Genomic DNA, 13,974 nt, shown 5'->3' on the forward strand with positions numbered 1-13,974 from the left:
GCCAGGGTGAAGGGCATGTTGAACACGATGAGGCAGCCCAGCAGGCTGGTCATGTTGGGGTTGATGGCCTGGTAGGCGCCGATGATGGCTTCCATACCGCCGAAAGCCGCGGCGTAGACCGGGTAGCTGAAGAAGAAGTTGACCGGCACACTGGCCACGGCCATGGCCACAGCGCCCACCAGAGCAGCGATGACCGCCATCTTGCGGGTCTTGCTGTGCTTATAGATGAGGCCGGCCACACCGGTGAACACCGCGCCCATCAAGAAGTTGCATACCTCGCCGATGCCCAGGGTGGAGCCGTGGAAGATGGCGGCCAGGATGTTCTTCATCAGGCACACCACCACGCCGGAGACCGGCCCCAGGCTGAAGGCCGCCAGCAGCGCCGGCAGCTCGGAGACGTCCATCTTGACGAAGCTGGGGATGAGCATGGGCAGCGGGAAGTCCAGCATCATGAGCACACAGCCCACAGCGGACAGCATCGCGGTGACCACAAGGGCGCGCAGGCGGATAGGACGAGCTTTTGCTTTGGTTTCCATAATGATTCCCTCCCGGCCGGCAGACAAAGCCGGCCTTTCAAAAAAGTATTTTTCGAAAGCCGGCAACAGTTGGAACCGGGAGATGTGCCCCGTGCAAACAAAAAACGCCCTGCCGTTATACAGCAGGGCGAATCAAAAGCATTGGAGCAGCTTCCGTTTCTTTCATCCGGACTTTACCGTCGGCTCCGGAATCTCACCGGATCAGCACCCGAAAGGGTGGTCGCGGGCTTTACCGCCGGTGGGGAATTTCACCCCGCCCTGAAACAGACTTTCTGCTATCATTATAGCGCGCCTTTGCCGTTTTGCAAGCGGTGCGGGCAAATTTTCCGTACCTGGTGCATATTTTTTGCTGCGGCATATCTTTGCCAAACAGGCAGGGGGCGTGGTATAATATGCTTGGGCTTTCCCCATTCCAACTGAAAAGGATGTTGCAAATGCTGGACGTCTTTACAACTTACTATGCCGAAAACCCCGGGTCGCTGGTGCAGCTGGCCATCTGTGTCGGGCTGTTTGCCGCGTGCTATATCGTCAGCCGCGTGGTACGCTATAAAGTGTGCCCCTGGCTGGTGGCAAAATCCGAAAAGCGCTCCAAAAAGGTGCTGTTCATCTTTGTGCGCGGCTTTGCGAAGCCCCTGCCGGTGCTGGTGTGGTCCATCGGCCTCTACTTCGCACTGATGGCGCTTCCCTTGCCCCCGCAGTACAGTGCAATGCTGGCCCCCTGGTTCGACAAACTGCTGAACATCAACCTCATCGCCATGCTGGCCTGGGGCCTTGTGGGCGCCAGCGACATCGGCCCGCTGATGGTGCAGCGGGTGCAGGGCGGGCTTGCCATCGAGATGGACCCCACCGTGACCAACTTCATCAACCGCCTGCTGAAAGGCGTGGTCATCACCTTCGGTGTGCTGATGGTGCTGGAAGAGGTGGGCGTGCCCGTTGCCAGCCTTATCGCCAGCCTCGGTGTGGTCAGCCTGACTCTTGGCCTTGCCGCCAAGGACTACGCCACCAACTTCATGGGCGGCGTGATGGTGCTGTTTGAAAAGCCCTTTGCCATCGGCGACTGGATCAAGACCACCGTGGGCGAGGGCGAAGTGGAGGACATCGCCTTCCGTTCCACCCGCATCCGCACGCTGGAGAACGCCCAGCTGGTGATTCCCAACAGCGTGGTGGTGAACGAGGCCCTCACCAACTACAGCCGCATCAACAAGCGGCTGGCGAAATTCACCCTGGGAGTGACCTACAGCGCCACACGCGCCCAGCTGGAAACGCTGATGGAGTCCATTCGCGCTATGCTCGCCGCCCGGGAGGACGTCTGGGAGGACAGTGTGCGGGTGCAGTTCACCGGCTTCGGTGATTCCAGCCTGAACATTCTGGTACAGTACTACGCCAAGACCGGCGCGCTGGCCGACTTCTTGAAGATCCAGGAAGAGGTGAACCTTGACCTGATGGGTCTGATGGAGCAGGCCGGCTGCGAATTTGCCTTCCCCAGCGTGAGCATCTACCGCGAAAAGTGAGCTCTTCCCTTCCCCGGCCGCCCGGCCGGGGATATTTTTTGCGTTTTAGGGCAAAAAATTGCGTTGTGCCGCTTTTCACCTTTGTTTGATTATGCTATAATAGGCCATATTTCATTGTGCACATTTACTATCATAAGGAGGGGCAATCCATGGCGCAGACCATCTTAGTGGTGGACTTCGGCGGTCAGTACAACCAGCTGATCGCCCGCCGCGTGCGCGAAAGCTGCGTATATTCCGAGATCGTATCCTACAAAAAGGCCTTTGAAGCCGTGCGGGAGAAAAAGCCCGCGGGCATCATCCTCACCGGCGGGCCCAACAGTGTTTATCTGCCGGACTCCCCCACCATCGGCAAGGAACTGTTCGAGATGGGCATTCCCGTGCTGGGCATCTGCTACGGCGCGCAGCTGATGAGCCATGTGCTGGGCGGCAAGGTAAGCCGCGCGGCCGAGCGGGAATACGGCAAGACCGAGGTGTTTGTGAACACTTCTTCCAAGCTGTTCCAGGGCGTGAGCGAGAGCACCATCTGCTGGATGAGCCACAACGACTATATCGAGACCCCCGCGCCGGGCTTTGTCATCACCGCCCACACCGACAGCTGCCCTGTGGCCGCCGCCGAAAACGCTGCGCAGGGCCTGTATCTGGTGCAGTTCCACCCGGAAGTGCTGCACACCCAACAGGGTGCGCTGATGCTCTCCAACTTCGTGCACAACGTCTGCGGCTGCGGCAACGACTGGAAGATGGACTCCTTCGTGGAGGACACCGTGGCCGCTCTGCGGGCCAAGATCGGCAGCGGCAAAGTGCTGTGCGCTCTCTCCGGCGGCGTGGATTCTTCTGTTGCTGCCGTCATGCTGGCCGAGGCGGTGGGCAAGCAGCTCACCTGCGTGTTCGTGGACCATGGCCTGCTGCGCCAGGACGAAGGCGACCAGGTGGAGTCCGTGTTCGGTCCCGAAGGCCCCTATGATCTGAACTTCATCCGCGTGAACGCCCAGCAGCGTTTCTACGACAAGCTGGCCGGCGTGGAAGAGCCGGAGAAAAAGCGCAAGATCATCGGCGAGGAGTTCATCCGCGTCTTTGAGGAAGAGGCCAAGAAGATCGGCACCGTAGACTTCCTGGTGCAGGGCACCATCTACCCCGACGTGGTGGAGAGCGGCCTTGGCGGCGAGAGCGCGGTCATCAAGAGCCACCACAATGTGGGCGGCCTGCCCGACTATGTGGACTTCAAGGAGATCGTGGAGCCCCTGCGCGACCTGTTCAAGGACGAGGTGCGCCAGGCGGGCCGCGAGCTGGGCATTCCCGAGTATCTGGTGAGCCGCCAGCCCTTCCCCGGCCCCGGCCTTGCCGTGCGCATCATCGGCGCGGTGACCCCCGAGAAGGTGAAGATCGTGCAGCAGGCGGACGCCATCTACCGCGAGGAAGTGGAGGCCGCCGGCGCTCACAAGGGCCTGGGCCAGTACTTCGCGGCGCTGACCAACATGCGCAGCGTGGGCGTGATGGGCGACGAGCGCACCTACGACTACGCCATCGCCCTGCGCGCCGTGGCCACCGCCGACTTCATGACCGCCGAGGCGGCCCCCCTGCCCTGGGAGGTGCTGGCCAAGGCCACCAGCCGTATCGTGAACGAGGTGCCCCATGTGAACCGCGTTCTCTACGACTGCACCGGCAAGCCCCCCGCAACGGTGGAATTTGAATAAAACGAAGGGCCGCCCCCTTCATTCAAAAGCATGGACCCCGGAGGCCGCAGCGCCGCCGGGGTCTTTTTGATGGAGCCGAGGCCGATGTTATCCCGCGTTGCTTGCGGCAACGCCCCCCTTTTCGTAAAATGATGGCAGAACCGAACAAAGGAGGTCAGCCCGAATGTTGAGCGAAAACATCAAAGCATTCCGAAAATCAAAAGGCCTTTCCCAGCAAGAGCTTGCCGTCAAGCTGAAGGTGGTGCGGCAGACCGTTTCCAAGTGGGAACAGGGACTTTCCGTTCCCGATTCCGACCTGCTGCTCGCCCTGTCGGCGGCGCTGGAAACGCCGGTGAGCGCCCTGCTGGGCGAAACCGCCGCCGCGCAGGAGCCGGACGACCTGAAAGTCATCTGCAAAAAGCTGGAGGTCATCAATTTGCAGCTGGCCCGGAGGAAGGCCGCCACCAGGCGGATGCTTCACTGGCTGTTCCTGCTGGCCTGCGCGGCAATCGCGGTCATGCTGGCCCTTCTGCTGACGTTGGGCAGCCCCTACCTGAGCTGGGACCTCAGCGACCCCGAGACCGCCGTGGCCGGCACGCTGTTCCACGCCTTTGAATGGCTGTTCGTCCGTCTGGCTCCCCTTCTGCTCATTTGTGCGGGGTTTGGAGCCTTTCTGACAAGGAAAGAAATGTAAAATTCATTTGCAGCGGCTGACCGTTCGTCAGCCGGCTCTTTTTTGTGGTATGATATCTGACGAACACCCGCCAAAAAAGGAGCGCCGCCATGAAAACCATTTTCATCATCGAAGACGACCAGTCCATCGGAGACATGCTGCAGGAAGTGCTGCAAAAAGAGGGTTATCAGGTACAGCGGGCCTATTCCGGCACCGAGGCCGTGTTTTTGCTGGAGCGCGGCCGGCCCGACCTTGTGCTGCTGGACCTGATGCTGCCCGGGCTGCCCGGCGAGGAACTGCTGGAACGGATGCGTGGCGTGCCGGTGATCGTGGTGAGCGCCAAGGCCGGCGTGGACGACAAAGTGGACCTGCTTTTGCGGGGCGCGGCGGATTACGTCACCAAGCCCTTTGAGCTTCGGGAGCTGCTGGCCCGCATCCAGGTGCAGCTGCGGCGCAGCGAACAGCCCGCCGGGCCGGCGCTGGAGGCCGGCGGCATCCGGCTGGAAGCCCTTTCCCGCGAAGCGACGGTGGATGGCCGCCCCGTTCACCTCACCCGGACGGAATACGCCATTCTGAAGCTGCTTCTTTCCAATCCCGGGCAGGCGGTGTCCAAGGCGGTCATTCTGGACAGCATCAGCATCGACACCCCCGACTGCACCGACGCATCCCTCAAACAACATGTAAGCAACCTGCGCAAAAAGCTGCGGCAGGCGGGCGGCCGGGAGTATATCCAGGCGGTTTGGGGCATCGGCTTTCGGCTGGGCACGGAATCTTGACGAAATCTTTACGCTTTTCTTTGCCGCTTTCTTGACGGCTGCACGGTAAGATGGAGCCATCAAACAAAGGAGGCAACTTTGAACATGGAATACATCCTGCAAACCAATGGTCTTTGCAAGGAATACCGTCACGGCAAAGCGCTGGACGGCCTCACCATGCAGGTGCCGAAAGGCTCCATCTACGGGCTGGTGGGCAAGAACGGCGCGGGCAAAACCACCCTCATCCGAATCGTGTGCGGCCTGCAAAAGCCCACCGCCGGCAGTTTCACCCTCTGCGGCGCGCGCTACGGCGAGGCAGACCTCTCCCCCGCCCGCCGCCGTATGGGCGCGGTGGTGGAGACCCCGTCCCTCTACCCGGAACTGACCGCGGCCCAGAATCTGGCGCTGCAAAACCTGGTGCTGGGTCTGCCGGACGATGATAACATCCCCGCCCTGCTGCGCCTGGCCGGGCTGGAGCACACCGGCGCAAAGAAGGTGCGCCACTTCTCGCTGGGCATGCGTCAGCGGCTGGGCATCGCCCTGGCGCTGTGCGGCTCGCCGGACTTTCTGGTATTGGATGAGCCGGTGAACGGGCTGGACCCCCAGGGCGTTATCGACGTGCGGGAGTTGATTTTGAAACTCAACCGGGAGCATCAGGTCACGGTGCTGCTGTCCAGCCACATGCTGGACGAACTGGCCCGCCTCGCCACCTGCTACGGGTTCATCGACGGCGGCAGAATGGTGCGGGAGGTAAGCGCCGAAGAACTGGCCCGCAACGGGCGTAAGTGCGTGCGGCTGACGGTGACGGACGTGCCCGTGCTCGCCCGTGTGCTGGATGAAGAAGGACTGGAATACAAGGTGCTCAGCGACGAGCAGGCGGACGTGTTCGGCAGTCCGAACCTCACCCGGCTGGCGCTGGCTCTGAACGAGGCGGGCTGCGAGGTGCGCAGCGCGCAGGAAAAGGACGAGAGCCTGGAAAGCTACTTCCTGTCTCTGGTGGGAGGTGAGCGCCATGAATAAGCTGCTTTGGGCAAACTGGGCGCGGCTGCGCCACTACAAGGCCTTCTGGCTGACTCTGGCCGGCGTTTTTCTCTGCTCGCTTCTCAGTATCTGGAGCGGCTCCCGCGCGGCGGAGCAGCTGGCCCAGTCCGGTTTTGCGCGCACGCTGGACAGCTACTACTTTGCTCTCGCCACCTTTTTGGGCGGGCTTTACGCCGTGTTTTTCAGCCTGTTTTTGAGCGCTGAATTCTCGGACGGCACGGTGCGCAACAAGCTCGTGGTCGGCCACTCCCGCGTCCACATCTATCTGGCCGACTATCTCATTTGTTTGGCCGCCTGCCTCGCCTTTGCGGCGATGTGGCTGCTGGGCGGCCTGCCGGGCCTTTTGTGGATGGGGCCTTTCTCCATGGGGCCGGGCGAGTTTTTTGCCTATCTTCTGGTAATTTTCGGGTTCACCGCCGCCTTCGCGGCTCTGTTCGCCCTGGTCAATCTGCTGCCCGCCAACAAAGCGGTGACGGTGGTGCTGTCGCTGGCGGTCTGGCTGGGCCTTGTGCTAACGGCCAGCGCGTTCTACGACCGGTTGAGCGAGCCGGAAATGATCAGCGGTGTGGTGTACGCCGACGGCGCGTTTCAGGAGATGGAGCCCCACCCCAATCCCATGTATCTTGCCGGAGCGGTGCGCACCGCCTGCACCTGGGCGCTGGAGTTTCTGCCCGCTGGTCAGGCTCAGCTGGTGCGCGGCGTAGAGGTCGACTCTCCCCTGCGGATGCTGGCCTTCTCCGCTCTGTTCACCACCCTTGCCCTTTTGGCAGGAGCGTGCATCTTCCAAAAGAAAGATTTGAAGTGAGGGGTTTTATGGACTGTTTTCTGCCGTTTCTTGTGTTCGTGCTGTTAGCAGCCGTCGGCTTGCTTTGGCTCAAAGTGCGCCTGCTGCAGCGCTGTGCCCGCCAGATCGGGAAGGCCTTTCAGGACCGGCTGGCAACAGACACCAACACTCTCATCGACCTGCCCAGCCGCGACCCTCACATGCGGCGGCTGGCCTCGGACATCAACGCCCAGCTGCGTCTGCTGCGCAGCCAGCGCCAGCGGTATCAGCGGGGCGACCGGCAGGTGAAAGAGGCGGTGACCAACATCTCCCACGACCTGCGCACTCCCCTCACCGCCATCTGCGGCTATCTGGAACTGATGAAGCAGCAGGAGCTGTCGCCGGACGCGGCGCGCTATCTGGAACAAATCGAAAGCCGCACCCTGGCGATGAAGGGGCTCACCGAAGAACTGTTCCGCTATTCGCTGGCGGTGTCCGACCAGCCGCCGGCCCTGCAGCCGATGGACCTGCGCCGCGCGCTGGAGGAGGCCCTGCTCTCTTTCTACGGGGCCTTCGCCCAAAAGGGCATCGAGCCGGAGCTGGTTTTCGAAGAGCCCGAGGGGCGCTTCCTGCTGGATGGCGGCGCACTGGGCCGTGTGTTCGGGAATATTCTGTCCAACGCCCTGAAATACAGCGCCGGGGATTTGAAGGTCACGCTAGACGCCGCCGGGCGCGTCTCCTTTTCCAACCATGCGCCCGGGCTGGACCCGGTGGTGGTGGGCCGCCTTTTCGACCGCTACTACACGCTGGACACCGGCCAAAGCTCCACCGGACTGGGACTTTCCATCGCCCGGGCGCTGACTGAGGAGATGGGCTGCGCCATCTCGGCGGACTATGCCGACGGCCGGCTGACGGTGCTGGCGGATTTTTCACCGGCAAGAGAACCGTGACGAAGCGGCACGCCCCGCCCTTGACACCGGGCGGTGGGGCGTGCTACAATTTTGGGCAGAAAACAGGAAAGGAGGGCGCACGGATGTTCTGGAAATTCCCCAACGTTCAGCTGAAAAAAGGCACTGTTTTGGCCTTTCAAGGGGATAGTGCGCCCTTTTTGAAGGCCGAGACCGTTTTTTGACGCGGTTTTTTCCCGGCTTTTTAAAATTTGCGCTCTGTCTCCTTTTGCTTGCAGACCACTGTGAGAAAAGGAGATTTTTTATGTTTAAAATCAAACAACAGCTTCGCAGGCTGTACGCCGTCACGGCCATCAGCAGCCTGCAAATTGCCGGCGCGTCCTGGGTGGCGCTGCTGGCAGCACGAGGATTTTCCCTGGCCGAAATTGGTCTGGCAGAAGGTGTTTTCCACCTTGTCAGCTTTTTGTTCGAGGTGCCCTCCGGCATTATCGCCGACGTGTTCGGCCGCAAGAAGTCCATGGTGGCCAGCCAGTGCATGTTCGCAGCGGCCAGCGCCGCCATGCTGCTCTCCCGCTCCATGGCCGGCGTCTGCCTCGCCATGGCCCTGAGCGCCTTGGGCTACAATTTCGCCTCCGGCTCCCGGGAGGCGCTGGCTTATGAAAGCCTGAAAGAGTGTGGCCGGGAAGAGGCTTATCAGCAGTTTGCCGTGAACGACCTGACACTATGGCGGGTGGGCTCGGCGCTGGCCACTCTGTGCGCCGGCTTCGCTCTGTGGCTGGGCCCGCGGGCAGCCTATAGCGTAGACCTGGCCCTGGCGCTTACGGGCCTTTTGCCTGCGCTTATGCTGCGGGAGCCGGAACGGGAAGTTTCCGCCGGCAGCGCCGCCGTTCGCATCCGCAGCGCAGTGCGGGAGAGCGCCGTGTTCATCCTCCACAGCCCGAAGGTGCTGCGGCTGATGCTCTGCAACGCCGCGGTGGGAGCCGTGGCAACCATGCTGCTCTATCTGCTGCAGGCGCGGCTGCCCGCTCTGGGTCTGCCCGCCGGCTGGCTGGGGCCGGTGCTGTTCGTCCTGTCCTTGAGCGGTACGCTGGGCGCGCAGGCCGCAAGGTTTGCCCAGCGGCTTCGCTTTCGTTTGCTGGCGCTTTTGTGCGCGGGCGGGGTGTTTGCCGGTGCGGTGCTGGCCGCCGTCCCTTCCCTTCCCGTCGCCTTTGCCGGCGGCTTTCTGGCCGGCATGCTGGACGACTTGCTGGACGTGCGCAGCGACGTGGTGCTGAACGGGATGGTACCCTCCGCCCAGCGGGCGACGCTGGTGTCGGTGTCTTCCCTCACCTTCTCGCTGGTGATGCTGGCGGCTGCCCCGCTGATGGGGGCGCTTTTTGGTGCGCTGTGAGGCGGGAATGGCATTGCTCTGTGTTACTTCTTTACACAGATATTGGCAAACCAGGATATTGAAAAATTGTATCAAAATGAGGAATTGGTAGTTATTGATGATCCGATTTCAAGTTTTGACTTTGAAAACAAAGTTGGCATAAGTTCCTTTTTGCGTTACCAAACGAAAAATATCCTTGTAGGTAATTCGAAAAGTAAGATTCTGTTTTTAACGCACGATTTGTTGACTTTTTTTGATTTGCAAAAGATAGCCGATGAGATGGGAATACTGTTTGGTAAGAGCGATAAAATTGCTAAAAGTAATTTCTTTGAACTATCTGGCCAAAGTATTAGAGTATGTGCAACAAAGCGGAAAACATATAACGAGTATCGCCAATTGTTAGATATGATTTTTCGGTATGCTACGGGTGATACAAAAGGTCTGGACTTGACAATTGGTAACGCCATGCGGTGCTCTTTAGAAGCATTTTCCACCTTCATTTATGGAACAGGGATTTCCGAGGTATCTTTCAATCCAAAGGTAATAAAAGTTTGGGAGAGCATTCAAGTTATTTTGAAAACCTCATGTACCGTTTAGTTCTTAACGGTGAAAGTCATTTGCAAGCACATATATACGGGGTGCATTCTGACTTGAATTTTTACGAATTTATTTCCGAAGATGAGAAACGACGTACTTGTAAGGATATTTTGTGCTTCATGTATTGTTTAAATCCAGATCACATTGGATCTCATATACCAGACGCTGTTTCTGAAATTCAAAAATGGACAAAAGACATTCCCACTAATAAAAGGTTCGACATAATGGCAAATGCGAAAAAACGCACCATTCCTCTATATGATATTCCTCTATCTGCTGGTTTAGGCGAGAACATATTAGATAGCGACATACCTTTTGTAGAATATGAAACCAATGTTGAGGACGGGGACTTTGCGCTTCATGTATCTGGTGACAGTATGGAGCCGGATATTCCAGACGGAAGCATTGTCGTTGTCAAAAAGCAAAGTGAAATAGCTGATGGGATAAGTGGTTCATTTTTCCTTAATGGGGAAGTCTACTGTAAAAAACTGCTACATAAAGATGGAAAGGTCTTTCTTTGCTCGGATAATGCTGGATACCAGCCTATCGAAGTTCATGATGGAGATACCCTAATAGTGTATGGAAAGATTGTCAAAGTGCTCTGTTAGTGCTATAATACTCCTAAGCCACCCAATCGTCCGTCTCAAGCAAAACCCCTGATAGGATGGCCCGGATAGATTTTTGATAGCAAAAGTCCGAATAGACCTTAGGATAAGGATAATCTGCATCAAATAAAACCACGACGAATCAAATCCTCTATACAAAAAAGTTTAGAAATGGATTTAACTCGGCGAGTGGGAATGATACACAACATATAACAAAAGCGCGCTTCCGGACGATATGTCCGGAAGAGCGCTTTTTCGCTGTCTGCCGTGAGGCTTTCGTCTTCCTTTCTGAACTTTTACACTTGACAAGCAGGAGCCTCGCGCCTATAATGAACATTGTTCATATTGAGGTGATGGAATGAATACCGTTGTTACATCCCGGGAAGACATCCTGAAAGCCAGCCGGGAACTGATCCGCCGGGAGGGCTGGTCCGCCGTGAGCATTCGCTCGGTGGCGGCGGCGTGCGGAGTGTCGGTCGGCTCGATCTACAACTACTTCGATTCCAAGTCTGCGCTGGTGGGCGCGGCGGTGGAAAGCGTGTGGTGTGAGATCTTCCATCGCCCGGAGGACGAGGCCGTTTTTCGCGACACGCTGGCCTGTATCTCTTGGATGTACAGCCGGATGGAATACGGCTGCCACCAGTACCCCGGCTTTTTCAACCTCCACTCGCTGGGATTCATGCGGGAGGAAAAGTCGGACGGCAGACGCCGGATGCAGCAGACCTGGCAGCACATTCTGGAAGGGCTGTGCACCGTGCTTCGGCGAGACCCCAACATCCGCCCGGACGCGTTCACTGACGGCTTCACCGCCGAAAAGTTCGCCGACGTGCTGTTTTCGCTGATGCTCTCTGCCCTGCTGCGGCAGGACTACGACCCCTCCACCGTGCTGGAACTGGTGCGGCGGACCCTTTACCAGAATTCCCACTGAACCGTGGGAATTTTTAATCCCGCAAAATGAACATCGTTCACCAAAGGAGGCAGAACATGAAAGTAAAACGCGACACCCTGCTGCTGCTCGCCTGTCTTGTTTGGGGCGCAGCCGGATTCAACATTCTTCGCATTGGGCTTTCGGCCTATCCGGCGCACCGGACGGCGATGAATTTCCTTTTGAGCGCGCTGGTTTTTGCGCTGTTTCAGACCTTTGTGTTCGGCAGGCTGGTCAAAAAGCACACCGCCCGCATCTCGGCGTACAGGGAAGATCGGCATTTCTTTCTGAAATTCTTTGACGCAAAATCCGTCGCCATCATGGCGGCGATGATGACGCTGGGCATCGCTCTGCGGGCCGGCGGGCTTGCACCGGAAGGCTTTATCGCCGTGTTCTACACCGGGCTTGGCGGCTCGCTGCTGGCCGGGCTGCTGTTCGGGCGAAATTACGGCAAAGCGGCACTCAGCCGCCGCGCCCTTTAAATCCACATCAAAGGAGAACCATTATGCAAGCGATCGTTGAAACTCTGTTCGACGCCGTGTATCTCATCACGGTGATCACCCTGGGCATCCGGATGATCCGGGGCAGCGGCAACAGCCGCCAGTTCCGCCTGTTCGGCTGGATGGCCGTGGTACTGGGGGCGGGCGACTCCTTCCACCTCATTCCCCGTGCGCTGGCTCTGTGCACCACCGGGCTGGAAAACTACACCGTGGCGCTGGGCCTGGGCAAGTGGATCACCTCTGTGACTATGACGGTCTTTTATGTGCTGCTCTACTACGTCTGGCGTCAGCGCTACAAAGTCAGCGGCCAGAGCGGGCTGACCGCGGCCGTTTATGTTCTGGCGGGCGTGCGCATTGCTCTGTGCATGATGCCGCAGAACCAGTGGCTCAGCGCCGATGCGCCCCTGAGCTGGGGCATCTGGCGCAATATCCCCTTCGCTCTGCTGGGGCTTGTGGTGATCGTTCTGTTTTATCGCAGCACCAAAGAGCACGGTGACAGCGCCTTCCGCTGGATGTGGCTGACCATCGTGCTGAGCTTCGGGTTCTACATCCCGGTGGTGCTGTGGGCGGACGCGGTGCCCCTCGTCGGGATGCTGATGATCCCCAAGACCTGCGCTTATGTTTGGACGGTGCTCATTGGCTACTTTGCTATGAAAAAAGAATGCTGAAAAGGAGATCTTGCCATGAAACGTTTTATGAACACTGCGCTTCTGTACGCCATTCTCGCCATGGTCGGCGGTGTATTCTACCGTGAGTTCACCAAATTCTTCGGCTTTACCGCCAAAACCACCCTTTCGGTGGTGCACGTTCACTACTTCATGCTGGGGACCGTGTTCTTCCTGCTGCTGCTTTTGCTGGAAAAGGCCTTCGCGTTCTCCGGCCCCAAGAACGGCCGGGTGCTGGCGGTCTATCACGCGGGGCTGAACCTCACCTGCGTGATGTTCCTGGTGCGCGGCGTGCTCCAGGTGCTGGGCACTCCCCTCTCCTCCGGCATGACCGCGGCGATCTCCGGTATTGCCGGCATCGGCCACATTCTGCTGGGCGTCAGCCTTGTGCTGGTGCTACTGCAGGTCCGGCGCGGCGTGAAGGACTAAAACGAAAAGAGCCATCCGTTCGGATGGCTCTTTTTTGTTGTCAACTCAGCGTCACGACTTCGCCCGAGACCGAGAGCGGCGTGAGCGCGCCGTTCTCGATGATATAGGACTCGCCGCAAATCTCTTCCTTGCCGGCGACGGTATCCAGGTAAATATAGCTGCCGTCCACGATGGCGTAGAATCTTTTGCCCACACTGTCCGGATAGGTGATGTCCTCCATGAGGCGCAGCCCGTCCACGATGTCGGTCTTTAAAATTTGGTAGTGGGGAATGAGAATGGTCTTTGTCAGGCCGAGGCCGTCGTAATACTTGGGATAGTCAGGGTCCAGGGCTTCCCCCTTCAGCTCGGGGGGCGCATAGGCCACTTCGGAGCAGTTCATGGACCCGGCGCTGACGCCCAGGATCACACCGTTAAAGCCTTCCAGCGCCTGGCGCAGGCCAATTTGCTGGAAAAAGCGGTTCTGGGTGGGCACATGGCCGCCGGCGAAAAAGAGCAGGTCAGCCTGCTGCACCAGCGCCTGCGTCTCCTGCTGGTTTCTGCCGTCCAGCACGGTGAAGCCGCTGAAGGAAAAGCCCGCCGCTTCAAAGCTGGCCCGGGCCTGTTTTGCATAGCGGTCGGTACGGGCAGGAATGTCCGGCGCAGAGCAGACGTAAACCGCCTCGCAGGGCGTGGGCAGAGCCTCCCGGAGCCTGTCCACCAGACCGTTTTCCGGGTTCAGTTCATTGGAGTTCGGCAAGTTGAAGTTGCCGGTGAGAAAGCATTTCATCTGCTTGCACCTCTCTGACGCTGTTTTCCGGCGCTGCCGGTCACTTCTACCCTACCATAATCCCACGGTGGTTGCAATGCCTTTTGCGGGCGGCGCGGTGGTATTTTCTTGCAACCGGCGACAATAAATAACCCCCGGCCAAGCCGGGGGTTATTCACATGCGGGCATAGCCCTAGAATACTAGCATGCGCGTCACGTCGCGCAAGTACGGTCTGCCAGCCGCGAAAGTTCTGTTACTTGCCGCCCGTAAACGGGCGCTTT

The 13,974-nt window shown here is 58.8% G+C and carries 16 protein-coding genes and 1 riboswitch; of the genes, 14 read left to right on the plus strand and 2 right to left on the minus strand.

Annotated features, from left to right (window positions below; genetic code table 11):
* The coding region (locus ACMNAY_RS03395) for an ECF transporter S component (RefSeq protein WP_418718390.1) at positions 1-536 on the minus strand (536 nt) is incomplete at its 3' end.
* A gap of 150 nt (positions 537-686) precedes the next feature.
* A riboswitch (FMN riboswitch) is annotated at positions 687-806 on the minus strand.
* A 164-nt stretch (positions 807-970) separates the two neighbouring features.
* On the opposite strand from ACMNAY_RS03395, the gene ACMNAY_RS03400 reads away from it, so the two are divergent.
* The 14 genes from ACMNAY_RS03400 (at position 971) to ACMNAY_RS03465 (ending at position 12,947) form a co-directional block, all read left to right on the plus strand.
* Entirely contained in the window at positions 971-2,047 is a 1,077-nt protein-coding gene (locus tag ACMNAY_RS03400) for a mechanosensitive ion channel family protein (protein WP_394967642.1), read from the plus strand.
* Between the two features lie 149 nt (positions 2,048-2,196).
* Positions 2,197-3,738 carry a glutamine-hydrolyzing GMP synthase gene (gene guaA / locus ACMNAY_RS03405; RefSeq protein WP_418718391.1) on the plus strand — a complete coding sequence of 514 codons (1,542 nt, stop codon included), beginning with the start codon at positions 2,197-2,199 and terminating at the stop codon, positions 3,736-3,738.
* A gap of 163 nt (positions 3,739-3,901) precedes the next feature.
* Positions 3,902-4,411: a helix-turn-helix domain-containing protein gene (locus ACMNAY_RS03410; RefSeq protein ID WP_394978077.1), complete on the plus strand. Its 510-nt coding sequence runs from the start codon at positions 3,902-3,904 to the stop codon at positions 4,409-4,411.
* A gap of 89 nt (positions 4,412-4,500) precedes the next feature.
* Positions 4,501-5,166 (plus strand): response regulator transcription factor, encoded by a 666-nt coding sequence (locus tag ACMNAY_RS03415; protein WP_394978075.1) that lies wholly within the window; start codon positions 4,501-4,503, stop codon positions 5,164-5,166.
* A gap of 84 nt (positions 5,167-5,250) precedes the next feature.
* Entirely contained in the window at positions 5,251-6,165 is a 915-nt protein-coding gene (locus ACMNAY_RS03420; protein WP_394978074.1) for an ABC transporter ATP-binding protein, read from the plus strand.
* A complete protein-coding gene (locus tag ACMNAY_RS03425; RefSeq protein ID WP_394978072.1) occupies positions 6,158-6,991 on the plus strand; it encodes an ABC transporter permease subunit in 834 nt (277 codons plus the stop codon). The genes ACMNAY_RS03420 and ACMNAY_RS03425 overlap by 8 nt, the downstream gene beginning before the upstream one ends.
* 59 nt (positions 6,992-7,050) lie before the next feature.
* Positions 7,051-7,899: a sensor histidine kinase gene (locus ACMNAY_RS03430; RefSeq protein WP_418718392.1), complete on the plus strand. Its 849-nt coding sequence runs from the start codon at positions 7,051-7,053 to the stop codon at positions 7,897-7,899.
* Between the two features lie 262 nt (positions 7,900-8,161).
* Complete coding sequence (locus tag ACMNAY_RS03435; RefSeq protein ID WP_418718393.1) at positions 8,162-9,247, plus strand: MFS transporter; 1,086 nt, start codon at positions 8,162-8,164, stop codon at positions 9,245-9,247.
* A gap of 18 nt (positions 9,248-9,265) precedes the next feature.
* Entirely contained in the window at positions 9,266-9,823 is a 558-nt protein-coding gene (locus ACMNAY_RS03440; protein WP_418718399.1) for an AAA family ATPase, read from the plus strand.
* Between the two features lie 53 nt (positions 9,824-9,876).
* Entirely contained in the window at positions 9,877-10,431 is a 555-nt protein-coding gene (locus ACMNAY_RS03445; protein ID WP_418718394.1) for a S24 family peptidase, read from the plus strand.
* Between the two features lie 355 nt (positions 10,432-10,786).
* On the plus strand, positions 10,787-11,356 hold the full coding sequence (locus tag ACMNAY_RS03450) for a TetR/AcrR family transcriptional regulator (RefSeq protein WP_418718395.1): 570 nt from the start codon (positions 10,787-10,789) through the stop codon (positions 11,354-11,356).
* A gap of 56 nt (positions 11,357-11,412) precedes the next feature.
* Entirely contained in the window at positions 11,413-11,835 is a 423-nt protein-coding gene (locus ACMNAY_RS03455; RefSeq protein ID WP_418718396.1) for a hypothetical protein, read from the plus strand.
* 23 nt (positions 11,836-11,858) lie between these two features.
* Positions 11,859-12,521, plus strand: coding sequence for a hypothetical protein (locus ACMNAY_RS03460; protein ID WP_394975987.1), 663 nt, complete (start codon positions 11,859-11,861; stop codon positions 12,519-12,521).
* 15 nt (positions 12,522-12,536) lie between these two features.
* Positions 12,537-12,947, plus strand: coding sequence for a DUF2871 domain-containing protein (locus tag ACMNAY_RS03465; protein ID WP_418718397.1), 411 nt, complete (start codon positions 12,537-12,539; stop codon positions 12,945-12,947).
* Between the two features lie 40 nt (positions 12,948-12,987).
* Here ACMNAY_RS03465 and ACMNAY_RS03470 read toward each other — a convergent pair whose 3' ends face one another.
* Positions 12,988-13,713, minus strand: a complete 726-nt coding sequence (locus ACMNAY_RS03470) for a Type 1 glutamine amidotransferase-like domain-containing protein (RefSeq protein ID WP_418718398.1) — start codon at positions 13,711-13,713, stop codon at positions 12,988-12,990.
* Positions 13,714-13,974 lie beyond the last annotated feature (261 nt).

It is taken from the genome of Candidatus Allofournierella merdipullorum (assembly GCF_048426865.1).
Classification (GTDB): domain Bacteria; phylum Bacillota; class Clostridia; order Oscillospirales; family Ruminococcaceae; genus Allofournierella_A; species Allofournierella_A merdipullorum.